Raw genomic sequence first — 24,955 nt, forward strand, 5'->3', positions numbered from 1 at the left:
CGACCCACAGTGACCGATTTCTTCGTCTCCCCTGCCTGACACGCGGCATCTCGGGCCTTGACATGCGGTTACCGGCGGGTAACGATCGGTTCGCGGCGCCGCCGTCCCGTGAGCGCATCCCACTGAGAGGGGCGGCACATGAAGTTACGTGTCCGCGTCAGCGTGTCCGCGATCCTCGTCCTGATCATGTCCCTCGTCGCGGTCCCGGCCCGCGCCGCCACGGCGGGCGAGGTCGTCTCCGCCGAGCCGACCACCGTCTACCTGCTGCCCGGCAAGCTGCTGGAGGTGCCGGTCAACGCCTGGCACCTGGTCTACCGTTCCACTTCCGCGACCGGCTCGCTCAACGCCGTGTCCGGCACCCTGCTGGTGCCCAAGGCGGGCTATCCCCTGGGCAGGCGGCCCATCATCGGCTACGCCACCGGCACCCACGGCCTCGGCGACCAGTGCGCGCCCTCGGTCAGCATGAGCCAGGGCCGCGAGGCCGAGCTCGCGCTGATCAGCCTGTTCCTGCTCAAGGGCTTCGCCGTCGCCGTGACCGACTACGAGGGCCTCGGCACCCCCGGCCAGCACACCTACATGGCGGGCGTCTCCCAGGGCCACGCCATGCTGGACTCGGTCAGGGCCGCGACCCGCGTCTCCGGAGCGGGCCTGTCGATCCAAGCCCCGGTGGCGCTGATGGGCTACTCGCAAGGCGGCGCGTCGGCAGGCTGGGCCGCCCAGCTCCACCCCTCCTACGCCCCCGAACTTCGGCTCAGGGGCGTCGCCGCGGGCGGCGTCCCCGCCGACCTGCACGCGGTGGCCGACCACCTGGACGGCACCGCCGACTTCGGCCTGGCGGCCGCCGCCGGCGTCGGCCTGGACGCCGCCTACCCGGAGCTCGACCTGGAAGCCGACCTCAACGACCGGGGCCGCGCCCTGCTGGCCGACGCCGCCGACGACTGCGTGGGCGACCTCGGCAAGCTCGCCGGCCTGCGCTTCGCCGATCTCAGCCCCGTCGATCTGCTCAACCAGCCCAAGTGGCTGGCCCGCCTGGCCGAGAACCGCCTCGGCTCGACGCCGCCGCGGGTGCCGATGTTCCTCTACCACGCGCGGGGCGACGAGACGATCCCGCATGTGGTCGGCGCCACGCTGCGCGCGCAGTACTGCGCGGCCGGCGTGAACGTCAGGTGGGCGTCCCTGTCGGCGGGCAGCCACGTGCTGGGCGCCGTCCAGGGCGGGCCCCTGGCCATCGAGTGGCTGGCCCTGCGCGTGTACGGCCTGCCCGCCTTCGGCAACTGCTGACGGCGTCGCCGGGCCCGGCACGCCGGGTCCGGCGCCGGAGCGACCCTGGCGCGGGTACGGTGCCGCGGAGCTGGCATGATCTGGCTTATGACTGACGTGAGCGGGCTTTCCATCGGCATTCTCGGCGGCACCGGTGACCAGGGCAAGGGGCTGGCGCGGCGGTTCGCCCTGGCCGGACTCTCGGTGGTGATCGGGTCGCGCAACGCCGAGCGGGCCCAGGAGGTGGCCGGCTCCATCGGCGCCGGCGCGACCGGAGCGGCCAACGCCGACGTCGCCGGCGGATGCGACATCGTGATCGTGGCGGTGCCGTACGAGGGGCACAAGGCGCTGCTGGAGTCGCTCACCGCGGAGCTGTCCGGGAAGATCGTGGTGGACTGCGTGAACCCGCTCGGCTTCGACAAGCAGGGTGCCTACGCGCTGCCCGTCGAGGAGGGCAGCGCCGCCCAGCAGGCGGCGGCGGTGCTGCCGGACAGCCGGGTCGTGGCGGCCTTCCACCACGTGTCGGCCGTGGTGCTGATGGACCCGGCGGTGGAGAAGGTGGACCTGGACGTGCTCGTCCTCGGCGACGACCGCGAGGCCACCGACACGGTGCGGGCACTGGCGGACGTCATCCCCGGCGTGCGGGGGATCTACGGCGGACGGCTGCGCAACGCCCACCAGGTGGAGGCGCTGACCGCCAACATCATCTCGGTCAACCGCCGCTACAAGGCGCACGCGGGGCTGCGCGTGACCGACATCTGACGCCCCGCGGGCCCGGTCACAGCCAGCCCGCGTCCTCGGCGATGCGGATGGCGTCGATCTTGTTGCGGGCGCCCGTCTTGGCGATGGCGCCGGTCAGGTAGTTGCGGACCGTGCCGGTCGACAGGTGGAGCCGGGAGGCGATCTCCTCCGCCGAGGCGCCTCTGGCCGCCTCCTTGAGCACTCCCGACTCGCGCGGCGTGAGCGGGCTCTCGCCCCACTCCATCGCCGAGGACACCAGCTCGGCGTCCAGCACGCGCAGGCCCGCGGCCGTGCGCCTGATGGCGTCCGCCAGGCGGTCGCCGGGCGCGTCCTTGACCAGGAACGCCTCGATGCCGGCCACCAGTGCCCGCCGCACCTGGCCCGGCCGGCCCATCGCGGTCAGCACGAGGACGCGGCACGAGGGCAGCCGCTCGAGCAGCGTGGCGGCCGCGGTGATGCCGTCGACGACCGGCAGGTCGATGTCCAGGATCGCCACGTCGGGGCGGGCCGCCAGCGCGGCCGGGACGATCTCGTCGCCCCGCGTCACCTCGGCGACCACGTCGATGTCGGGTTCGAGGCTCAGCAGGGCCGTGAGGGCGGCGCGGATCATGTGCATGTCCTCCGCGAGCAGCACCCTGATCACGCGGGGACCTCCATCGCGAGCAGGAAGCCGCCCTGGCCGCTGGGCTCGGCGGTGAGGGTGCCGCCCGCGTGCGCGGCGCGCTCGGCCAGCCCGGTCAGCCCACCGCCGGCCCGGTTGGCACGCCCGGCCGGGCCGTCGCCGGCCTGGATGGCGTGCTCGGTCGTTCCGCCGTCGTTGGCGACTTCGAGACGGAGCGTGCCGGACCGCGCCGAGGTGGTGATCGTGCAGGTGGTGGCCCGGCTGTGGCGCAGGACGTTGGTGACGGCCTCGCGCACGGCCCAGGCCAGCGCCTCGTCGGAGCGCCTGGCCAGCGGGGTGTCGGTGAGGTTCGCCTGGCAGCTCACGCCGGACGACTCGAGCAGCGCCACGGCCCTGTCCACCTCGCCGGCCAGCGACAGCTCGCGGTAGCCGCGCGCCACCTGCCGCACGTCCTGGGCCGCCTCCCTGGCCACCTTGACCAGCTCGCGCACCTCGCCGCCGGCCGCGTCCGGGTCGCGGTCCATGAGGCGGGAGGCGAGGTCGCCCTTGAGCGCGATGGCCGTCAGGCTGCGGCCCAGGCCGTCGTGCAGGTCGCGGGAGATGCGCAGCCGCTCCTTGAGCACCGCCGCCTCCGCCAGCCCGGCCCTGGCCTGCTCCAGCTCGACGGTGACGCGGGCGAACCGGACCAGGGCGTAGATCATGGCGCCGGTGATGAGCACTGTGAGGGTGTAGAAGAGCGTGACCACCAGGGGCGTGACCGCCATGATGCTCACGGCCTCGTACAGGGCCATCAGCGCGACGACGGGGCCGCCCCAGCGCGGCGGCAGGAACACCAGCACGGTCCCGGCCAGCATCGGGGCCGCCACCGACGAGTAGCCGTAGGGCAGCAGGTAGTCGGGCAGGTAGGTGGCGACGGCCTGCAGCGCCAGCGTTAGCGGGAACAGCGGCGGGCGCTCGCCGCGCAGGCCGGCCCGCATGTTGACGTAGTGCAGCAGGACGACGCCGAGCGTCGCCACGCTGGCGACCAGGCCGCTCATCGGGTTGCCGGCGAAGTACGACAGGGCGGTGACCGAGTAGGCGACGGACGCGGCCGTGATCAGGCCGCCCGCCAGGCGTTGCGCGGAGGAGGAGGTCACAGCCACGATTATGACCGCCGTGGCTCCCACCGGAACCAGAGCCTCAGCGCGACCGCGCCGATGACCGCCCAGACGGCCAGGTTCACCGCGGGCAGCAGCATCTCGCCGGTCCGGACCGCGTCCACCACGGCCGTGGTCGGCAGCAGGTCCAGCGCGGACTGGACGAAGGAGGGCAGCGGGATCGGGCCCATCGCACCGGCGCCGACACCGGCCAGCAGGAAGACGGGCATGGTGAACGCGGCGGCCAGCTCGGCGCGCGGGACCGCGGCAGTGTAGGCGGCGCCGAGCAGCGCCATCACGGCCGAACCCGCGACGACTGCGGCGGCGTACAGCAGCGGGCTCGCCGGCAGTGGCACATCGGCGAGCAACCAGACCGCCAGGGTGGACGCCACGATCAGGGCCACGGTCTGCGTGACCGTGCTGGCGATCTGGCCGGCCAGGATCTGCCCGTCGGTCAGCGTGCTGGTGCGCAGCCGCTTGAGCACGAGCAGGTCGCGGCGGCTGGTCAGAGCGGCCACGATGTTCATGAACGCGGTGATCGACAGCAGGATCGCCAGCATGCCGTGGAAGATCGTGGTGGCCGCCTCCGCCCCGTCGGGGTGGACGTTGCCCATCAGCACGGGCAGCCCGACGGCCAGCCCCACGGGCGTGAGGACCGAGGCGAACAGCATGACGCGGTCCCGCCAGAACAGCCGGGTACCGAGTCTGTAGGTGGCGGTGAGGCTCATCGGACGCTCCTGGGCAGGTCGAGGAAGAGGTCTTCGAGGGTCGCGGTGCGGACCTCCAGGCCCACCAGCCGCAGGCCACGTCCGGCGGCCCAGCTCAGCAGCGTCTGCGCGGCCAGGTCGGGGTCGTCGGCACGGCAGACGGCGAGCTCGCCGTCGAGGGTGACGGGCAGCGGCAGGTCGGCCGGGTCCGTTCCGCGCGGCAGCCGGAACGCCACCCGCCCGCTGCGCGCGGCGAGCGTCTCCGCCATCCCGCCGGCCGCGACGATCTCGCCCGCGTCCATGATCGCCATGGAGCCGGCAAGCCGCTGCGCCTCGTCCAGGTAGTGGGTGGTCAGCAGGATCGTGGTGCCCAGGGCGGCCAGGTCGCGCACGACCTGCCACGTGTCGCGGCGCCCCTCCGGGTCCATGCCGGTGGTCGGCTCGTCGAGAAAGAGCACGTCCGGCCTGCCCAGCACGGCCAGCGCCAGATCGAGCCGCCGCTTCTCGCCGCCGGACAGCTGGCGCACCTTCGTGCCCGCCCTGGCCGCCAGGCCGGACAGCTCCAGCGCCTCACCGCGCGGGCGCGGCGCGGCGGTGAAGTCGCGCCACGTGTCGACGGTCTGCGCGACGGTCAGGTCGGGGAAGAACCCGGCCTCCTGCAGCATGATGCCCGTCCGCCGCCGCACGGCGGCGCGGTCGGAGACCGGGTCGAGGCCGTGCACGCGCACGGTCCCCGCGTCGGGCCGCTGGAAGCCCGCGAGCAGCTCGACGGTCGTGGTCTTGCCCGCGCCGTTGCGGCCCAGCAGCGCGAAGATCTCACCGGCGGGCACCTCGAACGAGACGCCCTTCACGGCCTCGAAGCCCCCGTGGCTCTTTCTGAGTTCGTGCACCCGAATCGCTGTCATGAATCCGACTATGTCGGGACGTGATCGGGGACGGCAGTGAAGAATTCACGACTTGCGGGAGAGCTTCAGCAGGGCGTCGGTCACCCCCTCCGGGTCGACGAGCTGGTGCAGGTGCATCCCGGGCGCGCGCAGCACCGGCCAGCCACGCCGCCTCGCCTCCTCGGCCACCGTGTCGTACGGCGGGCCGTACCACAGGCACGAGCACCTGACCGCGTCCCACCCGGCGGGCACCGGGATCGGCTCGGTGTAGAAGGCGAGGGGCAGGCGCGGCTGCTCCGCCACGACGCGCTCCCGCAGGGCCGCGTCGGCGGGGAACATGGGCGCCACGTCCTCCTCGCTCCACCAGTCTGTCCAGCGCGGCAGCACCCCGTCGTCGCCGGCCAGCTCGCGCAGGAACGGCAGGAAGTCCTCCTGCCCGGCCCGCACCAGCCCGCGCGGGGGAGGCAGGTGGGCGTCGGCGAACACGCACGCCACCACCCGCTCGCCGAGCCCTTCCTTGATCGCCGGCAGGAACAGCCCCGCGTTGCTGTGGGCGACCAGCACGACCGGTGTCTCGGGCGCCGCCGCGCGCACGGCTTCCACGATCCTCGGCCAGTGGGGAGGGCCGCCGCGGGTCACGCCTGTCAGGTCGGGCACCACGGCGGCGTGGCCTCTGCGCTCCAGCGCCGCCGCCACCGGCGCCCACGTCGAGGGGCCCACGCTGGGGCTGTGTACGAGCACGAACGTCATGCTTCACACCCTGCCGCAGGACTCCCCACCGCACCGGCGTGTCAGCTCACGGCGGAGCCCCGTCAGACGACCAGCGTGTGCCGGGAGGCGGGCCGCTCGGCGCCGTCGTAGGCGTGCCAGGCCGCAGCCAGCCCCCGCACCGCCTGGGAGAGCTCATGCCGCGGGAGCAGGTAGTGCAGCCGCAGACGGTCCCCGTGACCGCCGAGCGGGTCGAACGACCTGCCGGGCGGCACCGCGACCCCGTGCCTGAGCGCCACCTGCGCGAAGGCGCCGGCCTCGCCGCGCGGCAGCCGTACCCAGATCGTCTGACCGCCCCGGGCGGGCTCGAACGACCAGGAGGGCAGGTGGGTGCGCAGCTCGGCGCACAGGTGGTCGTGCCGGGCGCGCAGCGCGCCCACGCGCGCCCGCCGGATGTCCTCCAGCCGCCGCAGCAGCGCGGCGGCGGCGAGCTGGCCGACCACCTCACCGCCCAGGTCGTGTACGGCGCGCAGCCGGGCCAGCCGGGAGACCAGGGGAGCGGGGGCCCGGATCCAGCCGATCCGCAGCCCGCCCCACACCACCTTGCTCAGCGAGGCGATCGTGACGACCTGCTCGCCGGAGGCATAGGAGGCGACCGGCGGCGGGGTGTCACCGCTGAAGCAGAGCTCCGCGCAGACCTCGTCGTCGATGAGCGGCACGTCGTGCTCGGCGGCGAACGCGGCCAGGCGCCTGCGGGAGCCGGTGTCCATGACCGAGCCGGTGGGGTTGCTGGCGGTCGGCACCGCGTAGACCAGCGCGGGGCGGCGCTCCCGAGAGGCGGCCGCCAGGCCGGGCGGGTCGAGCGTCACGGGCCGCACGACCGCCGCGGCGTGCCTGAACACCTCCAGCGCGCCCGGATAGGTCGGCGACTCGGTCAGGACCGTGTCCCCGGGCGACACCAGCAGTCCGCTCAGCAGCGTCAGCGCCTGCTGCGCGCCGGTCGTCACGATGATCTCCTGCGCGGTCGTCGGCAGGCCGCGGCCCCGGTAGTAGGCGGCCACGGCCTCGCGCAACGCCGCGTTTCCGGCGGGCTGGTAGCCCAGGTCGCGCAGCCCGGCCAGACCTTCGATCGCGTCCGCGTACGCCTGCGCGAGCTCGGGCGGCGGGTCGTCCGGGGCGGCGCAGGTCAGCAGGGCCACTCCGTCCGGCGGGTGCAGGATGTGCAGCAGCAGCGGGTTGGCCGTCACCCCGTCGGTGGCGCGGGTGGCGGGCAGGTCGAGCGCCGCCACCCGGGTGCCGCTGCCCCGGCGGCGCACCACCCGCCCCTGCTGCTGCAGCAGGTCGTAGGCCGCCACCACGGTGCCCCTGCTGACCGCGAGCCGCCCGGCCAGCGTCCGGTCCGGGGGCAAGGGCTCATCGGGAGGCAGCACGCCGTCGTCGATGAGCGCCCGCAGGCGGGCGGCGAGCAGCAGGTAGAGCGGCCCGCGGCCGGACGCCCATCGGCCGAGCCGGTCGACGAGGTCATGGGCATTGGCCTCATTCATGAACCAATTTTGTCTGATTGGCTCTGATGTAGGGCCTTTTCAGCGGACATTCTTACTGGCATGAGCGACTACCGCCCCGAAACGAGAGCCGTCCACCTGCCCCAGCCGACCATCGAGGGCAGCCGCCCGATCTCCATGCCCATCTACCAGACCTCCGGCTTCGTCTTCGACGACCCCGAGACGATGGCCGACGGGATGAGCCGGCCGGACGGGCCGTTCGTCTACGGCAGGTACACCAACCCCACCGTCCGCTCTCTCGAACTGGCGATCTCCGGGCTGGAGGGCGGCGCGGGCGCCATCGCCACCGGGTCCGGCATGGGCGCCATCAACGCGGTGCTGCTCGGCCTGCTCAAGCCCGGCGACCACCTCATCGCTCAGGACGCCCTCTACGGCGGCACCGCCGCGATGATCAACGATCTGGCCGGCAGGTTCGGCATCACGGTCTCCTACGTGGCCGAGGACGACCCCGCCGCCCTGCGCGCGGCGGTCCGCCCCGAGACCAGGCTGGTCTATCTGGAGACGATCGCCAACCCGATGGGCCGGGTCGCCGACCTGCCGGGGATGTTCGCGGCGGCCCGCGAGCTCGGCCTCGTCTCGGTGGTGGACAACACCTTCGCCACGCCCATGCTCTGCCGCCCGATCGAGCACGGCGCCGACATCGTCATCCACTCCACCACCAAGTACCTGTCCGGGCACACCGACGTGGTCGGCGGCATCGCCGTCTTCGCCGACGACGCGCTCTACAAGAAGGTGTGGCATTTCGCCATCGAGCTCGGCGCCTCGGCCGACCCGTTCGCTGCCTGGCTCACGCTGCGCGGCCTGCAGACCCTGGCGCTGCGGATGGAACGCCACTGCGCCAACGCCCGGCTGCTCGCCACCCGGCTCGCCGAGCACCCCGCGGTGACCGCCGTGCACTGGCCCGGCCTGCCGTCGCATCCGTCGTACGAGCTCGCGGGCAAGCTGCTGCCGGACTTCGGCGGCGTGTTCGCCTTCGACCTGGCCGGAGGGCGCGCCGCGGGGGAGAGGTTCATGCGTTCGGTACGGCTGGCGCTCCTGGCTCCCTCGCTGGGCGGTGTCGAGACGCTCATCCTGCACCCGGCCACCACCTCGCACCACGCGCTCAGCGCCGCGGAGCTGGCCAGGCACGGGATCGGCGAGGGGACCGTGCGGGCCGCCGTCGGCATCGAGCACGCCGAGGACCTCTGGGCCGACTTCGCGCAGGCGCTGGCGTAGGCGCGTGTTGACACAGCACTTAGGCATTTAGGAAAATGCCTAAGTGCTGTCCGATCTCCGCGCCCTGGCGAGCGAGCCCCGCCTGCTGATTCTCGCCTGGCTCAAGGACCCGGTCGCGCACTTCCCACCCCAGGTCGACGGCGACCTGGTCAAGGACGGGGTGTGCGCGCAAGCCATCGCGCACCGGCTGAACATGACCCAGCCGAGCGCCACCGGGCACCTGAAGATCCTGGAGCGCGCCGGGCTCATCCGCGGCAGGCGCGTCAAGCAGTGGGTGTTCTACCAGCGCGACGAGGAGCGGATAGCGCGGCTCAAGCAGACGATCGAGGGGGAACTGTGATGACGGTGTCATACGAGGACGTGGTGCGCGCCGCCGGGCGCGTCGGCGGTCATGTGCTGCGCACGCCCGTGCTCGAGGTCGCGCCGGGGCGGTTCCTCAAGCTGGAGCAGCTGCAGCACTCGGGCTCGTTCAAGGTCCGCGGCGCGTTCAACCGGATCCTGTCCGCGGGCGAGCTGCCGCCGGGCGGCGTGATCGCCGCCAGCGGCGGCAACCACGGGCTGGCCGTCGCCTACGCGGCCCGCGCGCTCGGTGTCACGGCGGAGATCTTCGTGCCGGAGGTGACGAGCCCGGTGAAGGTGGCCGGGCTGCGCGCGCTCGGCGCCCGGATCACGCAGGTCGGGTCCATCTACTCCGAGGCGGCCGAGGCGGCGGCCAAGCGCGCCGCCGAGACGGGCGCGCTCCAGGTGCACGCCTACGACCAGCCCGAGGTGGTGGCCGGGCAGGGCACCACCGGGCTGGAGCTGATGGCGCAGACGGGAGGCGTGGACACCATCATGGTGGCCGTGGGCGGGGGCGGCTTCGCCGCCGGCGTGGCCGTCGGATCCGGCGCGCTCGGCGGCCCGGGTCCGGTGTCCTCCGGCGGGTCGTCGTCGGGCGGCGCCCGTTCACCGCGGGCCGAGCCGGGGTCGGGGCCGAAGATCGTGGCGGTGGAGCCGGAGCGCATCCCCACCCTGCACGAGGCGCTGAAGGCCGGTGAGCCGGTGCCCGTGCAGGTGAGCGGGATCGCGGCCGACGCGCTCGGCGCCACCCGGCTCGGCGACCTCGCCTACGACATCCTGTCCCGGGCCGGCGCCCGCAGCGTGCTCGTCACCGACGAGGCCATCGTGGCGGCGCGCCGTACCCTCTGGGCGGAGCACCGCATGGTGGCCGAGCACGCGGGCGCGACCGCGTACGCGGCGCTGCTGTCGGGCGTCTACACCCCCGCGCCCGGGGAGCGGGTCGCGATCATGGTGTGCGGCTCCAACACCGACCCGGCCACGCTGGCCCACGGCGACGGCTGATCCCCGCCCCCTCCCGGCCGCCTGCCGCGGCGGACGGGAGGGGGCGCGGGTCCTACTGGTAGGTGTGCTCCGGGGCGGGGAAGGCGCCGCTGACCACGTCGCCGGCGAAGGCGCGGGCCGCGCGGTCGAAGTCGCCGGCCAGGTCGGCGTACTGCTTGACGAACCTGGCCGGGTTCGGTGTGAGGCCCATGAGGTCCTGCCAGACGAGCACCTGGGCGTCGGTGCCGGGGCCCGCGCCGATGCCGATCGTGGGGATGGCCAGCGACGCGGTCACCCGTGCGGCCAGGTCGGCGGGGACGCATTCGAGGACCACGGAGAAGGCGCCGGCCCGCTCCAGGTCCTTGGCGTCGGACATGAGCTCCTCGCCCTCCTGTCCCCGCCCCTGGACGCGGTAGCCGCCGAGCACGTTGACCGACTGAGGCGTGAGCCCGAGGTGCGCCATGACCGGGACGCCCGCCGAGACCAGGGCTTCGACCTGGGGCAGGACGCGCCGGCCGCCCTCCAGCTTGACCGCGTGCGCGCCCGCCTCCTTCATGAAGCGGGCCGCCGACTCCAGCGCCTGTCGCGGCGAGGACTGGTAGGAGCCGAACGGCAGGTCGGCCACCACGAGGGCGCGCGAGGAGCCGCGCACCACGGCCGCGGTCAGCGGCAGCAACTCCCCGACGGTGACGGGCAGGGTGGAGTCGTAGCCGTAGACGACCATCGCGGCCGAGTCGCCCACCAGCAGGACCGGGATGCCCGCCTGGTCGAACGCGCGGGCGGTCATCGCGTCGTAGGCGGTGACCATGGGCCACCGCTCTCCGCGCTCCTTGGCCGCGGCGAGGTCGCGCACGGTGACGCGGCGTCCGGAGACGCCGCCGTACAGGGTCGATGAAGACATGAGTCAGCCTCCAGAACGTCTCGAGGCGCCCCAGCGGCGTCCCCGGACTCCTCCCGATGATGCCACGGGCGAAAACCGGTGGCGAAAGTGTCGGCCCCGCCCGCCACAATGGACCCGGAGGTAAGTAATCAAAATGGCTCTCGAACCTTACCGGCGCTTGTTCCGGATCCCCGGCGTCGGCGTGCTGCTGCTGGTGGGCCTGCTGGCCCGCATCCCCGCCACCGCGACGGGGATGGCGCTGACGCTGCACGTCGTCCAGTCCCTCGATCTGGGCTACGGCATGGCGGGTCTGGTCACCATGGCGAGCACGATCGGCATGGCCGTCGGATCTCCGCTGTCGGGAAGGTTCGTCGACCGCTACGGCCTGCGCCCCGTCCTGGCCGTCACCACGGCCGCGCAGGCGGCGTTCTGGGCCTGCGCCTGGGCGCTGCCGTTCCCCGCGCTGATCGTGGCGGCGGCGGTGGCCGGGCTGCTGGGGCTTCCGGTGTTCAGCGTGATCAGGCAGTGCATGGCCGCGATGGTGCCGCTGGAGCAGCGCCGGACGGCCTTCTCGCTCGACTCGATGTTCGTCGAGCTCTCCTACATGACCGGGCCCGCGCTGGCGGTTTTCGGGATGACCGTGTTCGGCAGCGGGCCGACGCTGGCCGTCATCGCGATCGGCCTGACCGGCTCCGGCCTGGCGCTGATCCTGCTCAACCCGCCGATCAGGTCGGCCGAGGAGCTGGAGATGCCCGCCGTCAAGGTGCCGCGGCGCCAGTGGCTCACGCCCGGGATGTTCGCGCTGCTCGGCACCGTGGCCGCCGCCACCTTCGTGCTGACCGCCACCGAGCTCGCGATGGTCGGCACCATGAACGACGCCGGGCAGACCCAGTGGATCGGGCTGGCGGTCGGCATCTGGTGCGTCTACTCGCTGATCGGCGGTTTCGTCTACGGCGGGTTGTCGCGCGGGTTCTCACCCCTGGTGCTCATCGCGGGCATGGGCCTGCTCACCGTCCCCGTGGGGCTCGTGTCGGGCGGTTGGTGGTGGCTGGTGCTGGCGCTGCTTCCGGCCGGCCTGCTCTGCGCCCCGTCGCTGTCGTCCACCGTCGAGGCCCTCAGCCGCTGGGTGCCCTCCTCGGCCAGGGGAGAGGCCATGGGCCTGCACGGCACAGCCCTGCTGATCGGCGGGGCCGCGTCCGCGCCCGTCGCCGGAGCGATCATCGACGCCCACGGCGCCAGCTGGGCGTTCGCCGTCGCGGGGCTGGCCGGTGTCGTGATCGTGCTGGTGGCGCTGCCGTTCTGGCGCAGCCGGCCGCGGCAGGCGGAGTCCGCGCCGGTGGCCGAGCAGGTTCCGGCCACGACCTGACCGGCGTCAGTTAACCCGGAATTTACGAAACGGCACCGTTGCGTATCGGAATGCCTTGCGATACGGTTGCGTTGCGAAACTGAGTCGTATCGAAATTAGGGGCTGTTTTGGACGCGAACACGGGGCATCCACGCCGATGGGCCATCCTCGGCGTGCTGGTTTTCAGCTTGCTGGCGGTCGTGCTGGACAACACGATCCTCAACGTGGCGATGAAGACCATCGCCGACCCGCAGGCCGGTCTCGGGGCGACGCAGGGCGAGCTGGAGTGGGCGATCAACTCCTACACCCTGGTCTTCGCCGGCCTGCTGTTCACCTTCGGCGTGATCGGTGACCGCACCGGCCGCAAGCGCATGCTCTTCATCGGCATGGTGCTCTTCGGCCTGGCGTCGCTGGCCAGCGCCTATTCGCAGGATCCCACCCAGCTGATCCTGGCCAGGGCGGCGATGGGCATCGGCGGCGCGGCGATCATGCCGGCGACGCTGGCCATCATCTCCAACGTCTTCCCGCCCGGCGAGCGCGGCAAGGCGATCGGCATCTGGGCGGGCGGCGTGGGCCTGGCCATCGCGATCGGCCCGATCACCGGCGGCCTGCTCATCGAGCGCTTCTGGTGGGGCTCGGTCTTCCTGATCAACGTGCCGATCGTGCTGATCAGCATGGTGCTCATCAGCACCGTCGTGCCCGAGTCGCGTGACCCCAAGCCGTCGAGGCTCGACCCCGTCGGCGTGCTGCTGTCGATCATCGGTCTGGTCGCCATCGTGTACGGCATCATCCGCGGCGGCGAGCTGGCCACCGTGGCCTCCGCCGAAGTGCTGGTGCCCGCGCTGTTCGGGCTGGCGGTGCTGGCGGTGTTCGTCTGGTGGGAGCGGCGCATCGACCACCCGGTCTTCGACGTCCGCAACTTCAGCAACGTCCGGTTCAGCTCGGCCATCGCCATGATGGGCATCGTCTTCTTCGCGATGATGGGCGGGATGTTCTTCCTGACCTTCTACCTGCAGATCGTGCTGGACTTCAGCCCGATCGAGGCGGGCGCGCTGATGATCCCGTTCGCCGCGGCGCAGCTCATCTTCGCGCCGCTCAGCCAGCGTGTTAACCAGCGGTTCGGGGCCAAGCTCTCGTCCACGGTCAGCCTGGTCGTGGTCACGCTGGTGCTGGCGAGCTACTCGCTGTTCGACCAGAACACCCCGATCCTGCTGATCGAGGTCATCTTCTTCGTGCAGGGCGCCGCGATGGCGAACATCATGCCGCCGGCCACCACCGCGATCATGGAGTCGCTGCCCAGGGAGAAGGCCGGCGTCGGCTCGGCCATGAGCAACACCGTCCGGCAGGTCGCCGGCGCGCTCGGCGTGGCGGTGCTCGGCTCGGTGCTGTCCTCCAGCTACCGGGGTGAGATCGCGCCGGTCCTGCAGGGCCTGCCCGCCGACGTCCAGCACGCGGGCGGCGAGTCCATCATGGGGACCGTCGAGGTCGCCAGAGCGCTCGGCGAGCGCGGCGCCGCCATGCTGCAGCCGGCCTACGACGCCTTCCTGCACGGCATGCACATCACCGCGCTGGTGTCGGCCGCGGTCGGCCTGATCGGCGTCGCCGTGGTGGCGAGGTGGATGCCCGGCAAGCCAACCCCGGTGGCGCAGGCGGAGCAGAAGGAACCAGCGGTAGTGTGAGGCCCCGATGACCATCCAGGAACCGGTGACGGCCCGTCCGGCAGGCCGTCCACGCAGCGAGAAGGCCGAAAAGGCGATCATCGACGCGACCCTCGACCTGATCGCCGAGGGCAGCGGGGTCTCCGAGCTGTCCATCGAGGCGATCGCGTCGAAGGCGGGCGTCGGCAAGACGACCATCTACCGGCGCTGGTCCAACAAGGAGGACCTCGTCGTCGACGCGCTCGCCACGCTCAGGGCGCCACTCCCGCCGCTGGCGGGGGAGTCGGTGCGCGACGACCTGATCGCCCTGCTCGACGTGATGCGCCAGGAGACGGGCCAGTCCCGTTCCCGATGCGTGATGAACATCGTGATGGGCGAGGCGGACCGCTATCCGCGGCTCACCGAGCGCTTCGTCAAGCGGGCGGTCGAGCCGCGGCGGACGGCCATGCGCGAGGTGATGGCGCGCGGCGTCGCCGGCGGCGAGCTCAGCCCCGACCTGGACGTGGAGCTGGGGATGGCGCTGCTGTCGGGCGCCATGCTGTGGTACACGAAGTGGGGTCCCGCCGGAGACCTGCCGGAGGACCTGGCCGAGCGCATCGTCGACCAGGTCCTGGCGGGGCTGGCCCCCGAGCCCGCCTGACCTCTCGCGCCCGATTCCGAGGTGGCCGCCCCGCGGGGCGGCCCCTCCCGCTGTGGCCGACTCGTCAGGGTCTTTCAGGCCGCCGCGCGGGTGTCACTTCAGCCGGCGCAGGTCCATCTGGAAGTTCTGCTGCCAGGTCTGCCCGCCGTCGAAGCTGATCTCGCCGATCTCGTGCCAGGTCTTCGCGGTGAACTCCAGCGTGTACCGGAGCTTCACACCCGGCACGTCCAGGGTCCACTGGAACGTGTTCGGCCCGACCACCGGCACGACCTCGGTCACGTAGCCGCGGGCGAACGACTCCCAGCGGTACTGCTGGGTGATGTCGTTGTAGTTGATCACCGCGAACGCGGTGTGGACGGTCTCGCGCGGATCCTCCTTGTCACGCGAATCGCCCTGGATGCTGATGACCAGGCCGCCGGCCTGATACTGCACCTGCTCGGTCTGGTAGAACTCCTCGCGCGCGCCCGTCTCGGTGATCGTCCAGCCCGAGCCGACCCACCGGCCGACCATGAAGTCGAGCTTCCTCATGGCCTCCAACTGCGACGGTACGTCGAGCGACGCAACGGTCGTGCGAGGCTGGGTCTGGAGCGGCGCGGTGCCGGCCAGCGCGATGCCGGCCGGCGCACCCGCGGTCAGCGCCAATACGCACAGGAATGACAGCAGCAGTCGCCCTAATCGCATCATGGCGTGATCATCGCATAGCGACTTTCCGGGCGGTGGATTGCGTATTGGCTTATCGGGCGAAATACGTATGCGTAATCCTGGAAGCCAAGCCGGTACGCACCTGGGACGCCCGGCGGGACTCTAGGCAGAACGTGAGCATTGTTCTAATCTCGCGGCCATGCCTCCCATGCGCAGGACCGTAACCCTGCTGGTGCTCACCCTCGGCCTGCTGTTACCCGCCGGTGCCGCGCTGGCGCACGAGGAACGGCCGGTGACCTTTCCCGACGGATCCGGCAGCGTCCCGGTCCTGCGTACAGGTGAGCCGGACCTGCTGGTCTGCAAGACCGACAAAGCGGAATTCGACCGCCGAATCGCACCTTTTCCGGCTGACCTTAAACAGCGCAACCTCGACCTTTTCGCGAAATGTCAACAAAAAGGGGTCAGGAACCTCCAGGAGGCCGTCGACCAGGTCACCAGGCCCGGCATGACGATCGCCATCCTGCCCGGGCTGTACCGGGAGGAGGCCGGCCACGCGCCGCCCGCAGGCGCCTGCGCGGCCCTCCCCGCCCGCTGGTCGAGCTGGGGCTATCAGATCCTCTCCTTCGAACAGCAGCAGCAGTGCCCGCACAACCAGAACCTGGTCGCCATCCTCGACAAGCAGGACCTGCAGATCGAGGGCACCGGCGCCGGCCCGCTGGACGTGGTCATCGACGCGGAGTACCGCAAGCTGAACGCCATCCGCGCAGACCGCGCCGACGGCGTCTACTTCCGCAACTTCACCGCCCAGCGCACCACGTTCAACTCGCTGTACGTACTCGAAACCGACGGGTTCGTCATCGACCGCGTGCTCACCCGCTGGAACGACGAGTACGGCTTCCTGACCTTCGCCAGCGACCACGGCCTCTACACCGACTGCGAGTCCTACGGCAACGGCGACGGCGGCCTCTACCCGGGCAGCGCGGCCAACATCAACGACGGCCGCGGCCACGACGTCCCCCGCTACGCCCTCGAGATCCGCCGATGCAAGAGCCACCACAACGCGCTCGGCTACTCGGGCACCGCCGGCGACTCCGTGTGGGCGCACGACAACGAGTTCTACGACAACTCGGTCGGCGCCACGATGGACAGCCTCTGGCCCGGCCATCCGGGCCTGCCCCAGAACCACGCCCTGTTCGAGAACAACAAGATCTACGACAACAACCGGGACTACTACCGCTTCACCCGCGACGGCACCTGCGCCAAACCGCCCGCCGAGCGCGGCTACGAGCGCGGCGTGGTGTGCCCGCAGGTGGGCGTCCCCACGGGCACCGGCATCCTGGTCGCCGGCGGCAACCACAACGTCTTCAGGAACAACCACGTCTACGACCACCGGCGGGCCGGATTCCAGCTCTTCGGCGTGCCCGCCTTCATCCGGGGCGAGGGAGAGCTGGGCAAGCAGACCGACACCTCCAACTTCAACCGCTACGAGGGCAACGTCCTCGGCGTCGCGCCCACCGGGGAGCGGCGGCCCAACGGCCTCGACGTCTGGTGGGACGGCCAGGGCAGCGGCAACTGCTGGCAGGGCGACGCGGGCGCGTCCTCACCCGCCGTCCTGCCGCTCTGCGCCGCCCGCGCGCCTGAGCTGTCGGGCGGCTCCAGCCGCTGGGTGGCCGAGCCGGTGAAGGTGGTCAAGCTGTTCCTGTGCTCGGACTTCGACGCCGCGCAGGCCCGCTTCCCCGCCGGCTGCGACTGGTTCGGCGCGTCCGGGCTCGGCAGGGTCGAGGTCCAGCTCGCGCTGGGCGGCTCGCTCGTGCTGGCGCTGCTCGCGGTCCTGTTCTGGGTGCGGACGAAGCGGATCGTAGGGCGGCGCGAGCGCTCGCCGGCCGGCGACGGCGAGACCCCGGCGGTGGCTCCCGCGACGGGGGCGGCCGGAGCGCGCAGGCTCTGGCTGGTGGCGGCGGGATCGGTGGCCGGGCTCGCGGGCCTGGCGCTGGACGTGGTCGCGACCGCCTTCGACGACCTGTCGCTGACCGCGGTGGCACTGCTGCTGATGGGCGTCTGGTGGCTCTGCCTGGGGGTGGCGCTGCGGGCGAGCAGGCGGGTGTTCGGCTGGTTCACGATCGTGCTCGGGCTGCTGGCCTGCGCCGACGCCTACGACCGGGTGGTGGGGCTGATCCCGGTGATCCCGCTCGGGCCCGGCTGGATCCGCGGGGCCCTGACCGGCGTGTGGGTGCTGTGCGCGGTGGTCGTGCTCGCGCCCAGGCGAAGCCGGACGGAAGAGCGGAGCAAGGTCGCCGCCGAGGTGCCCGCGTGAGCCGGACGGACACCGTACCGGCGCGCCGTACGAAGGAGCGGGGGGCTCGCGTGCGGCGGGCGGCCGGGGTGCTGGCGTGCGTGCTGGTGGCCGGCTGCGGGCCGCTGTCGCAGACGCACCATCGGCCCGGCAACGGCCACGAGGTGGCGACCGCCGCCCCGGCGGCGGGGGAGGCGCGCGCGGAGATCACCGTCGCGGCGGGGCGCGTGAGCCCGCCGTCCGGCTGGCTGGAGATCGATCGCGGTCAGAGCGTCAGCATCACGGTGACCAGCGACGTAGCGGACGAGCTGCACGTGCACGGTTACGACCGCAGGGCGGAGCTGCGGCCGGGCGAGCCGGTCACCGTCCGCTTCGTGGCGGATCTGAGCGGGGTGTTCGAGGTGGAGACGCACGAGAGCGGCCTGGTGCTCACCCAGCTGGCGGTGCGATGACCGGCGTGCTCGCGCATGGGATCGGCGGACGAACCGACCTGCCGATTCCGCTTTTCTACGCATATGCCGGGGCATTCGCCGCGCTCGTGGTGTCGTTCCTGGCGCTCGGGCTCCTGTGGGCGGAGTCCCGCTTCCGGGGCGACCGGGCCGGACGGGTCCTGCCGTGCCGGCTGCCCGCCCGGCTGCCCGTCCGGCTGCCCGCCCGGCTGCCCGTCCGGTTGCTTCGGGCGGCGACCCTGCTCGCCGCCGCCTACACCGTCGGCTGGCTACTGCTCGGTCCCGTCGACGGCAATGCCGGGCCGTACCTGGTGTATGTGCTCTTCTGGGTCGGCCTGGTGCCCGCCTCGCTGCTGCTTGGGCCGGTCTGGCGGCTGCTGAACCCGTTCCGGCTGCTGCCCGACCGGCCGCGGCGCGCGCTGCCGCGCCGTCTCGGCTACTGGCCCGCCGCCGCGGGCCTGCTCGCCTTCACCTGGATGGAGCTCGTCGCGCCGGAACCGGCCGCCCCGCACACACTGCTCGCCTTCTGCGCGCTGTACGGCGCGGCGCAGCTCGCCGGCACGCTCGTGTACGGCCACGCCTGGCTGGAGCGCGGCGACCCGTTCGAGGTGTATTCGACGCTCATCGGGCAGTTCGCGCCCATCGGCAGGCGTGCCGACGGCAGGCTGGTGCTGCGCAACCCGTTCGACGGCCTCGACGCCGTCCAGCCCGCGCCCGGCCTGGTGGCCACCGTCTGCGTGCTGCTCGGCAGCACCGGCTACGACGGCTTCTCCACTGCTCCCGCCTGGGTGGACGCGCTCCAGTCCGGCCTCGCCGGCCGCGTCGGCCTCGGCACGCTCGGCCTGCTGGCGGCGATCGCGGGAGTGGCGTCGCTGTACGCCGCCTGCCTGGGCCTGGCCGGGCGGATCGGGGGCGCTCGCGCCCTCGCGCCCCGCTTCGCCCACTCGCTGGTCCCGATCGCGATCGGCTATCTGGTCGCGCACTACTTCTCGCTGCTCGTCATCGAGGGCCAGCGTGCCGTGATCCTGGCGCTCGGCCTGGACGCCGAGGTCAACCAGGACGTGGTCTCGGCGGGCGCCATCGCCACGGTGCAGGTGCTGGCCATCGTGCTCGGGCACGTCGCCGGCGTGGTCTCCGCCCACGACCGCTCTGTCAGGCTGCTCCCGCCCGCCAGGGCGGTGGCGGGGCAGATCCCGCTGTTCGTGCTGATGGTCAGCTACACCCTCGGCGGCCTGACCCTGCTCTTCGCCGTCTAGCCGCGATGTTCACCCGCCCAGGATGGGCCGTCCGTGCTCGAGGTAGACCGTCTCACCGAGCTCGCGGGCGAGCGCGCCGGCCTTGACCCGGCGGGCGAGGCGCTCGGTCAGGAGGTCCTCCAGCTCGTCGACCGGATGGAACCCGTAAGCGCCGATCTCGTGGTCGGTGAACGTGATCCGCGCGAGCGTCTCCGGCCCGAGGACGTCACCGTCGAACACGAACAGGATTCTGTCCCCGCCGGCCCGATGCGGCGCCCAGTCGGCCACCAGCAGGCGCCCGATCGGCGGCTGGATGCCGAGCTCCTCCCGCACCTCGCGCACGCACGCCTGGTAAGGCGTCTCTCCCGGCTCGACGCACCCGCCGGGGATGTCCCTGGTGGGCTTGTACGTGGGCTCCACCAGCATCACGCGGTCGTCGTCGTCGAAGAACAGCGCACCGGCGGCGGCACGGGCCCGGGCCAGTGGCGCATCGTGATCGCTCACCATTCGAGATTACGTGAGCGTTGCCGGATGGCCACCGCTGGTCCCGACCACGCTCCGGGCCCGGACAGAACCTAGGCGGGCGTCTCGCGCCACCGGTTGGTGATGGGCAGGCGGCGGTCGCGGCCGAAGTTCTTGGGCGTGATCTTCGGTCCCGGCGGATACTGCCTGCGCTTGTACTCGGCCATGTCCACCAGCCGGATCACCCGCGCGACGAGCTCCGGGTCGTGCCCGGCGGCGATGAGCTCGCGCGAGCCCATGTCCTTCTCCACGTAGTCGTCGAGCAGCCGGTCCAGCACCTCGTACGGCGGCAGCGAGTCGGTGTCGCGCTGGTCGGGCCGCAGCTCGGCGCTGGGCTCCTTGGTGATCGAGTTCTCCGGGATCGGCCGCTCGGCCCGCTGCAGGAACGACGGGTCGGTGTGCGCGTTGCGCCACCTGGCCAGCTCCCACACCATGAGCTTCGGCACGTCCTTGATGGGGGCGAAGCCGCCGGCCGAGTCGCCGTAGAGGGTGGAGTAGCCGGTCGCCAGCTCGCTCTTGTTGCCGGTGGTCAGCACCAGGTGGCCGTGCTGGTTGGACAGGCCCATGAGGATCATGCCGCGGACCCTGGCCTGCAGGTTCTCCGCCGCGAGTCCCGACAGGTCGATCTCCTTCTCGAAGGCGGTGACGATCTCGGCGATCGGCACCACCTGCGAATTCAGGCCCTGCCTGCGCACCAGCTCCTCGGCGTCGGCGAGGGAGTGCTCCGAGGAGTAGCGCGACGGCATCAGCACCACGTGCACCCCGGACGGGCCGATGGCGTCGGCGGCGATGGTCGCGGTGAGCGCCGAGTCGATGCCGCCCGACAGGCCGAGGATCACCGACTCGAAGCCGTTCTTGGTGATGTAGTCGCGGACGGCGAGCACCAGCGCCGAATAGACCTCGGCCTCCGTGTCCAGCGGCTCGGCCAGGCGGGCGGGCTCGGGCTCGTACGGCTCGACGGGGGTGTGCGCCAGCACGAACCGTTCGACGGTGATGGTGGATCCGTCGCCCGCGTCGTACGGGAACTCCCCCAGCTCGGCGGAGGAGACCGGCAGGTCGAGGTCGGCGACGAGCAGTTCCTCACGGAACTGGGCGGCGCGGGTCAGCAGCCGTCCCGAATCGTCCACCACGAGGGAGTCGCCGTCGAAGACCAGCTCGTCCTGCCCGCCGACCTGGTTGACGTAGGCGAGGGCGCACCCGGCCTCGCGCGCCCTGCGCGCGCACAGGTCCAGGCGGACGTCGTCCTTCTCCTTCTCGTACGGCGAGGCGTTCGGCACCACCAGCAGCCCGGCTCCCGCCTGGCCCACCACGGAGACCGGGCCGCCCTCCTGCCAGAGGTCTTCGCAGACCGCGATCGCCACGTCCACCCCGTGCAGCCGGAAGATCGGCAGCCGGTCGCCGCGGACGAAGTAGCGGTATTCGTCGAACACCCCGTAGTTGGGCAGATGGTGCTTGGCCGTGCGGGTCACCACCCGGCCCTGGTGGAGCAGGGCGGCGGCGTCGAGCGGCGCGCCCTTGGGCTGGCCGACGCGGGGAGCCCGGTTGGCCCGGTCGACGTAGCCGACGACCACCGGCAGCTCGCCGAGTCCCTCCTGCTTGAGTCTGAGGGCCACCTCGTCGAGGGTCGCGATGCTGGCGTCCACGAAGGACGTGCGCAGCACGAGATCCTCCACGGGATAGCCGGTGAGGAACATCTCGGTGAACACGGCCAGGTGAGCGCCGCGCTTGGCGGCCTCACGGGTCCACGTGATCAGCCGATCGGCGTTGCCGGCCAGGTCGCCGACGGTCGGGTTCGTCTGTGCCAAGGCAATGCGCAGTTGTGCCACGGAAACAGCCTAGTACGATCTGATTTTTATCGTCAAAGCGACGAAAAGTGGTCTCATCTCGTGACGACGGTTCCCGGGGTCACCAGGCCGGACTCGTAGGCCGCCACGACGAGTTGCGCCCGCTCGAACAGGCCCAGGTGGTCGAGCAGGATCCGCACCGCCGTGGACACCTCGGGCTCGGTCTGGGAGAGCGTCTGCGCGATCTGCCGGTTCGTGAGCCCGCGCGCCACCAGTTTCAGCACGTCGAGCCGGGCGTCCGACAGTCCGGCCAGGGCCGGGGGAGACTCGGGGTCCGTGCGCCCGGAGAAGCCCGAGATGAGCTGGGTGGTGACGGCCGGGTCGATCAGCGCGTCCCCCGCGGCGGCGGCCCGGATCGCGGCGACGAGCTGCTCGGGGGGCGAGGTCTTGAGCACGAAACCGCTCACACCGGCACGCAGGGCCGCGTACAGGTTCTCGTCGCTGCCGAACGTGGTCATCATGATCACCTTGGGCGGGTGCTCGTCCGCGAGGATCCGGCGCGCGGCGGCCAGCCCGTCCAGCCGCGGCATCTGGATGTCCAGCAGCACCACGTCGGGCCGCGCGGCGCGGACCGCGGCGATCGCCTCCTCGCCGTTCGCCGCCTCGCCGGCCGGCTCCAGGCCGGGCTCGCCGCTCAGCACGACCCGCAGCCCGGCCCGCACCAGCGCCTGGTCGTCGGCCACCAGCACCCGCAACGGCGTCGCCGCCTCGCCGCCGCCGCTCGGCGACGCGGCGCCCGCGTCCGCCGCGGTGCCCGGCGCTGTCACGCGATCCGTCGGGTCCGGCGGCTCCGCCAGGCGCTGGGCCAGCATGTCGCTCTCCAGGCGCCGCAGCCCGTCCGTGAGGTCCAGCCCGAGTTCGTCGCGCCAGGTGGCGCGGGCCCGCCGCAGCGCGCCCAGCGCGTCGCCCTGCCGTCCCGTCCGGTAGAGCGCCAGCGCCAGCAGCCGCCACGCCTCCTCCCGCAGCGGATGGCCGGCGGCGTGCGCCTCGAGGTCCGCCACCAGCGCGGTCGCCCGGCCCGTCGACAGCCCCGCGTCGGCCCGGCGCTCCACCGCGATCAGCCGCAGCTCCTCCAGCCTGGCCGCCTCCGTCGCGGCCCAGTGCAACTCGGTGAACTCCGCCAGCGCGGGCCCCCGCCAGAGCGCCAGCGCCTCGTCCATGGCCGCCCACACGTGCGCGGCGGGCCCGTCCGCCTTGACCAGGCTCTGGAATCGCCATGAGTCCACCTGGCCGGTACGGGCCCGCAGGGCGTACCCGGGGGCCGCCGAGATCAGCACGGCGGCCTCCTCGCGCGGCGCCCGGGCGGGTTCGAGCGCGCGCCGCAGCCGGGAGACGTACCCCTGGATGGTCGACAGCGCCTGCGCCGGCGGGTTGCCGGGCCACAGCTCGTCGATGAGCGTGCTCACGGGGACGGCGTGGCCCCCGGCGACGAGCAGGCGTGCGAGCACCGCTCGCTGCCGCTGGCCGCCCAGATCGAGGGGGGTGCCGTCGGTCCAGGCCTGGAACGGTCCTAAAGCGGTGAAGGTCAACATTGTAGGCGTAAGCGTAGAGCCCATTCGATGTCCTGGTAAATGGAGACTTATTGGAGTGGCAGGTCGGCGTGGACCACGGTCCCGCCGCCCTCCGCGGCCCGTACCGTGCACGTCCCGCCCAGCTCGGCGGCGCGCTCGCGCATTGACCCCAGCCCGACTCCCGGGCGGGCGTCCGGGGCGATGCCGATCCCGTCGTCGGTGACCGTGACGCGCAGCAGGCGGCCGTCACGCTCCAGCCTGACCGCCGTCCCGGCCGCGCGGGCATGCCTGCGGATGTTCGTCAGCGCCTCCTGGACGATCCGGTAGGCCGCCACCTCCACCGCCGCGGGCAGCCCGTCCAGCTCCCCGGCCGCCTCCACCGGCGCCCCGGCCAGCTCGGCGACCGCCCCTTCCAGGCCCAGCTCGTCGAGCGCGGGCGGCCGCAGGCCGTACACGAGCTGCCTGATGTCGCCGCTGATCGCGTCCATGCCCGAGCGCAGGCCCGCGAGCAGGTGATCGGCCTGCTCGGGGGAGCGGCGCAGGGTGAGACGCGCGACGTTGATCGACATCGCCATGCCGCTCAGCGACTGCCCGAGCCCGTCGTGCAGGTCGCGGCGCAGGCGCCGCCGCTCCTCCTCGCGCGCGGTCAGGATGCGCTCCCGCGAGCGCCGCACGGCCGCGGTCAGCCGCACCGCGTGCGCGGCGTCGGCGATGTACGGCGTCAGCGTCGCGATCACGCGCTCGTCGTGCGCGGCCGGGAACCTGCGCCGGTCCACCGGGCCGACCAGCAGCACCCCGACCGGCTCGGCATGCCAGACCAGCGGGATCGTCCGGGTCGCCGGCCCCGGCGAGCCGGCCGCGACCGTCGTCCCGTCGAGCTCGACCGCCACCCCGGTCACCGACAGCCCCTCGCGCAGCACCTCCAGCGTGGCCAGCAGGCCGTGGCCGGGATCGACCTGTTGCAGCCGTCGCTTGAGCCGCTCGGCCAGCTCACCGGGCACGCCCGTGCTGCCGTAGAGCAGCCGGTCGGCGCCGCGCTGCATCGCCTGGCGCATCGGCTGGAAGAACGCCCCCGCGAACAGCGCCGCCACCAGCCCCGCGACCGGATCCACCTCCGACAGGAAGACGCTGGACGCGGCGCTCACCGCCAGATAGACGCCCGCGACCACGACCGCCAGCCCGGTGCCCACCAGCGCCCTGCTGATCAGCGTGTCGATGCCGAACAGCCGGTAGCGCAGCACCGCCACCGCGATCGCCGCCGGGATCAGCGGGATGGCGAGCGTGGCCAGCCACCAGACCGGGTCGCCGAGCATCCACGGGATCAGCAGCCCGGGCAGCGCCACGATCAGCCAGAGCAACTGCCGCCGCTCGACGGCGTCGCCGCGCCGGAACCGTACGGCGAGCGAGAGGAACGCCAGCGCCATCGCGGAGGCGACCATCGGGTGCGCGATCTCTCTGAAGGCGCCGTCGCGCGTCAGCACCGCCACCGCGTCGATCGCCTGCCCGGCGACCGCCAGCGCGATCACCCAGCGCCACCGCCGCGACGGCAGCCTGCCGGTGGGGTAGAGCAGCCTGCTGTGGACGAGGATCGCGCCGAAGACGGGGAAGGTGCTGCCCGCCACGTCCTCCGGCGCGAACGGCAGCGGCGTGTAGGACGGCTGCGGCAACTGGGCCGTCACCCAGATGTTGGAGAGTTCGAACGCGACGGCGACGGTCGCGATGCCGATCGCCCCACCGCGCGCCGCCCCAGCGTGGCGCATGAAACCGTCCTCTCCACCCCC

At 72.5% G+C, this 24,955-nt stretch carries 23 protein-coding genes; 11 read left to right on the plus strand and 12 right to left on the minus strand.

The window, feature by feature from the left end; genetic code table 11:
* Positions 1–138 precede the first annotated feature (138 nt).
* Both V5E28_RS27030 and npdG read left to right on the plus strand, forming a co-directional pair.
* Complete coding sequence (locus V5E28_RS27030) at positions 139–1,281, plus strand: lipase family protein (RefSeq protein WP_336210418.1); 1,143 nt, start codon at positions 139–141, stop codon at positions 1,279–1,281.
* An 87-nt stretch (positions 1,282–1,368) separates the two neighbouring features.
* On the plus strand, positions 1,369–2,022 hold the full coding sequence (gene npdG / locus V5E28_RS27035) for an NADPH-dependent F420 reductase (RefSeq protein WP_336210420.1): 654 nt from the start codon (positions 1,369–1,371) through the stop codon (positions 2,020–2,022).
* Positions 2,023–2,038: 16 nt separating this feature from the next.
* On the opposite strand, the gene V5E28_RS27040 is transcribed toward npdG, so the two are convergent.
* From V5E28_RS27040 to yczR, 6 genes are all read right to left on the minus strand, one after another.
* Positions 2,039–2,644 carry a response regulator transcription factor gene (locus V5E28_RS27040; protein WP_336210423.1) on the minus strand — a complete coding sequence of 202 codons (606 nt, stop codon included), beginning with the start codon at positions 2,642–2,644 and terminating at the stop codon, positions 2,039–2,041.
* Positions 2,641–3,759 carry a sensor histidine kinase gene (locus tag V5E28_RS27045; protein ID WP_336210425.1) on the minus strand — a complete coding sequence of 373 codons (1,119 nt, stop codon included), beginning with the start codon at positions 3,757–3,759 and terminating at the stop codon, positions 2,641–2,643. Before V5E28_RS27045 ends, V5E28_RS27040 begins: the two co-directional genes overlap by 4 nt.
* 8 nt (positions 3,760–3,767) lie before the next feature.
* Positions 3,768–4,487, minus strand: a complete 720-nt coding sequence (locus V5E28_RS27050; RefSeq protein WP_336210428.1) for an ABC transporter permease — start codon at positions 4,485–4,487, stop codon at positions 3,768–3,770.
* Positions 4,484–5,371 carry an ABC transporter ATP-binding protein gene (locus tag V5E28_RS27055; protein ID WP_336210431.1) on the minus strand — a complete coding sequence of 296 codons (888 nt, stop codon included), beginning with the start codon at positions 5,369–5,371 and terminating at the stop codon, positions 4,484–4,486. The genes V5E28_RS27050 and V5E28_RS27055 overlap by 4 nt, the downstream gene beginning before the upstream one ends.
* Before the next feature lie 45 nt (positions 5,372–5,416).
* A complete protein-coding gene (locus V5E28_RS27060; RefSeq protein ID WP_336210433.1) occupies positions 5,417–6,100 on the minus strand; it encodes an alpha/beta hydrolase in 684 nt (227 codons plus the stop codon).
* Positions 6,101–6,162: 62 nt separating this feature from the next.
* On the minus strand, positions 6,163–7,602 hold the full coding sequence (gene yczR, locus V5E28_RS27065) for an aminotransferase-like domain-containing protein (RefSeq protein WP_336210435.1): 1,440 nt from the start codon (positions 7,600–7,602) through the stop codon (positions 6,163–6,165).
* Between the two features lie 60 nt (positions 7,603–7,662).
* Here yczR and V5E28_RS27070 point away from each other — a divergent pair, with 60 nt between their 5' ends.
* Genes V5E28_RS27070 through V5E28_RS27080 form a run of 3 tightly spaced genes read left to right on the plus strand, consistent with a single transcriptional unit; the run spans position 7,663 to position 10,176 of the window.
* Entirely contained in the window at positions 7,663–8,835 is a 1,173-nt protein-coding gene (locus V5E28_RS27070; RefSeq protein ID WP_336210437.1) for a trans-sulfuration enzyme family protein, read from the plus strand.
* A 43-nt stretch (positions 8,836–8,878) separates the two neighbouring features.
* On the plus strand, positions 8,879–9,175 hold the full coding sequence (locus tag V5E28_RS27075) for an ArsR/SmtB family transcription factor (protein ID WP_336210438.1): 297 nt from the start codon (positions 8,879–8,881) through the stop codon (positions 9,173–9,175).
* Positions 9,175–10,176 (plus strand): threonine/serine dehydratase, encoded by a 1,002-nt coding sequence (locus tag V5E28_RS27080; protein WP_336210440.1) that lies wholly within the window; start codon positions 9,175–9,177, stop codon positions 10,174–10,176. Before V5E28_RS27075 ends, V5E28_RS27080 begins: the two co-directional genes overlap by 1 nt.
* Before the next feature lie 52 nt (positions 10,177–10,228).
* Here V5E28_RS27080 and panB read toward each other — a convergent pair whose 3' ends face one another.
* The gene (gene panB / locus V5E28_RS27085; RefSeq protein ID WP_336210442.1) at positions 10,229–11,056 is read right to left on the minus strand and encodes a 3-methyl-2-oxobutanoate hydroxymethyltransferase; all 828 of its coding nucleotides are present in this window, start codon (positions 11,054–11,056) and stop codon (positions 10,229–10,231) included.
* A gap of 133 nt (positions 11,057–11,189) precedes the next feature.
* On the opposite strand from panB, the gene V5E28_RS27090 reads away from it, so the two are divergent.
* From V5E28_RS27090 to V5E28_RS27100, 3 genes are all read left to right on the plus strand, one after another.
* On the plus strand, positions 11,190–12,401 hold the full coding sequence (locus V5E28_RS27090; protein ID WP_336210444.1) for an MFS transporter: 1,212 nt from the start codon (positions 11,190–11,192) through the stop codon (positions 12,399–12,401).
* Positions 12,402–12,508: 107 nt separating this feature from the next.
* A complete protein-coding gene (locus V5E28_RS27095) occupies positions 12,509–14,059 on the plus strand; it encodes an MFS transporter (protein ID WP_336210447.1) in 1,551 nt (516 codons plus the stop codon).
* 7 nt (positions 14,060–14,066) lie between these two features.
* Complete coding sequence (locus tag V5E28_RS27100) at positions 14,067–14,678, plus strand: TetR/AcrR family transcriptional regulator (RefSeq protein ID WP_336210450.1); 612 nt, start codon at positions 14,067–14,069, stop codon at positions 14,676–14,678.
* A 93-nt stretch (positions 14,679–14,771) separates the two neighbouring features.
* Here V5E28_RS27100 and V5E28_RS27105 read toward each other — a convergent pair whose 3' ends face one another.
* Entirely contained in the window at positions 14,772–15,362 is a 591-nt protein-coding gene (locus V5E28_RS27105; RefSeq protein WP_336210454.1) for a hypothetical protein, read from the minus strand.
* Between the two features lie 166 nt (positions 15,363–15,528).
* Here V5E28_RS27105 and V5E28_RS27110 point away from each other — a divergent pair, with 166 nt between their 5' ends.
* The 3 genes from V5E28_RS27110 to V5E28_RS27120 are packed head-to-tail and all read left to right on the plus strand — an operon-like array spanning position 15,529 to position 19,318.
* Positions 15,529–17,634 (plus strand): hypothetical protein, encoded by a 2,106-nt coding sequence (locus tag V5E28_RS27110; protein ID WP_336210456.1) that lies wholly within the window; start codon positions 15,529–15,531, stop codon positions 17,632–17,634.
* Positions 17,631–18,065, plus strand: coding sequence for a hypothetical protein (locus tag V5E28_RS27115; RefSeq protein ID WP_336210458.1), 435 nt, complete (start codon positions 17,631–17,633; stop codon positions 18,063–18,065). Before V5E28_RS27110 ends, V5E28_RS27115 begins: the two co-directional genes overlap by 4 nt.
* Positions 18,062–19,318, plus strand: a complete 1,257-nt coding sequence (locus tag V5E28_RS27120) for a hypothetical protein (protein WP_336210460.1) — start codon at positions 18,062–18,064, stop codon at positions 19,316–19,318. The genes V5E28_RS27115 and V5E28_RS27120 overlap by 4 nt, the downstream gene beginning before the upstream one ends.
* A 9-nt stretch (positions 19,319–19,327) precedes the next feature.
* Here V5E28_RS27120 and V5E28_RS27125 read toward each other — a convergent pair whose 3' ends face one another.
* From V5E28_RS27125 to V5E28_RS27140, 4 genes are all read right to left on the minus strand, one after another.
* Positions 19,328–19,804: an NUDIX domain-containing protein gene (locus V5E28_RS27125; RefSeq protein ID WP_442945874.1), complete on the minus strand. Its 477-nt coding sequence runs from the start codon at positions 19,802–19,804 to the stop codon at positions 19,328–19,330.
* Positions 19,805–19,872: 68 nt separating this feature from the next.
* Positions 19,873–21,645: an NAD+ synthase gene (locus V5E28_RS27130; RefSeq protein ID WP_336210465.1), complete on the minus strand. Its 1,773-nt coding sequence runs from the start codon at positions 21,643–21,645 to the stop codon at positions 19,873–19,875.
* A 53-nt stretch (positions 21,646–21,698) separates the two neighbouring features.
* Positions 21,699–23,195: a BTAD domain-containing putative transcriptional regulator gene (locus V5E28_RS27135; RefSeq protein ID WP_336210468.1), complete on the minus strand. Its 1,497-nt coding sequence runs from the start codon at positions 23,193–23,195 to the stop codon at positions 21,699–21,701.
* A gap of 47 nt (positions 23,196–23,242) precedes the next feature.
* On the minus strand, positions 23,243–24,934 hold the full coding sequence (locus V5E28_RS27140) for a sensor histidine kinase (protein WP_336210472.1): 1,692 nt from the start codon (positions 24,932–24,934) through the stop codon (positions 23,243–23,245).
* Positions 24,935–24,955: the final 21 nt, after the last annotated feature.

This window comes from Nonomuraea sp. LPB2021202275-12-8, assembly GCF_037044575.1.
Classification (GTDB): Bacteria; Actinomycetota; Actinomycetes; order Streptosporangiales; family Streptosporangiaceae; genus Nonomuraea.

Excerpts from the sequence above, each read along its gene's own strand:
- V5E28_RS27030 (WP_336210418.1), top strand. The coding sequence starts at position 139 with ATGAAGTTACGTGTCCGCGTCAGCGTGTCCGCGATCCTCGTCCTGATC.
- npdG (WP_336210420.1), top strand. The coding sequence starts at position 1,369 with ATGACTGACGTGAGCGGGCTTTCCATCGGCATTCTCGGCGGCACCGGT.
- V5E28_RS27050 (WP_336210428.1), bottom strand. The coding sequence starts at position 4,487 with ATGAGCCTCACCGCCACCTACAGACTCGGTACCCGGCTGTTCTGGCGG.
- V5E28_RS27055 (WP_336210431.1), bottom strand. The coding sequence starts at position 5,371 with ATGACAGCGATTCGGGTGCACGAACTCAGAAAGAGCCACGGGGGCTTC.
- V5E28_RS27060 (WP_336210433.1), bottom strand. The coding sequence starts at position 6,100 with ATGACGTTCGTGCTCGTACACAGCCCCAGCGTGGGCCCCTCGACGTGG.
- yczR (WP_336210435.1), bottom strand. The coding sequence starts at position 7,602 with ATGAATGAGGCCAATGCCCATGACCTCGTCGACCGGCTCGGCCGATGG.
- V5E28_RS27070 (WP_336210437.1), top strand. The coding sequence starts at position 7,663 with ATGAGCGACTACCGCCCCGAAACGAGAGCCGTCCACCTGCCCCAGCCG.
- V5E28_RS27080 (WP_336210440.1), top strand. The coding sequence starts at position 9,175 with ATGACGGTGTCATACGAGGACGTGGTGCGCGCCGCCGGGCGCGTCGGC.
- panB (WP_336210442.1), bottom strand. The coding sequence starts at position 11,056 with ATGTCTTCATCGACCCTGTACGGCGGCGTCTCCGGACGCCGCGTCACC.
- V5E28_RS27090 (WP_336210444.1), top strand. The coding sequence starts at position 11,190 with ATGGCTCTCGAACCTTACCGGCGCTTGTTCCGGATCCCCGGCGTCGGC.
- V5E28_RS27100 (WP_336210450.1), top strand. The coding sequence starts at position 14,067 with ATGACCATCCAGGAACCGGTGACGGCCCGTCCGGCAGGCCGTCCACGC.
- V5E28_RS27105 (WP_336210454.1), bottom strand. The coding sequence starts at position 15,362 with ATGATGCGATTAGGGCGACTGCTGCTGTCATTCCTGTGCGTATTGGCG.
- V5E28_RS27110 (WP_336210456.1), top strand. The coding sequence starts at position 15,529 with ATGCGCAGGACCGTAACCCTGCTGGTGCTCACCCTCGGCCTGCTGTTA.
- V5E28_RS27120 (WP_336210460.1), top strand. The coding sequence starts at position 18,062 with ATGACCGGCGTGCTCGCGCATGGGATCGGCGGACGAACCGACCTGCCG.
- V5E28_RS27125 (WP_442945874.1), bottom strand. The coding sequence starts at position 19,804 with ATGGTGAGCGATCACGATGCGCCACTGGCCCGGGCCCGTGCCGCCGCC.
- V5E28_RS27135 (WP_336210468.1), bottom strand. The coding sequence starts at position 23,195 with ATGTTGACCTTCACCGCTTTAGGACCGTTCCAGGCCTGGACCGACGGC.
- V5E28_RS27140 (WP_336210472.1), bottom strand. The coding sequence starts at position 24,934 with ATGCGCCACGCTGGGGCGGCGCGCGGTGGGGCGATCGGCATCGCGACC.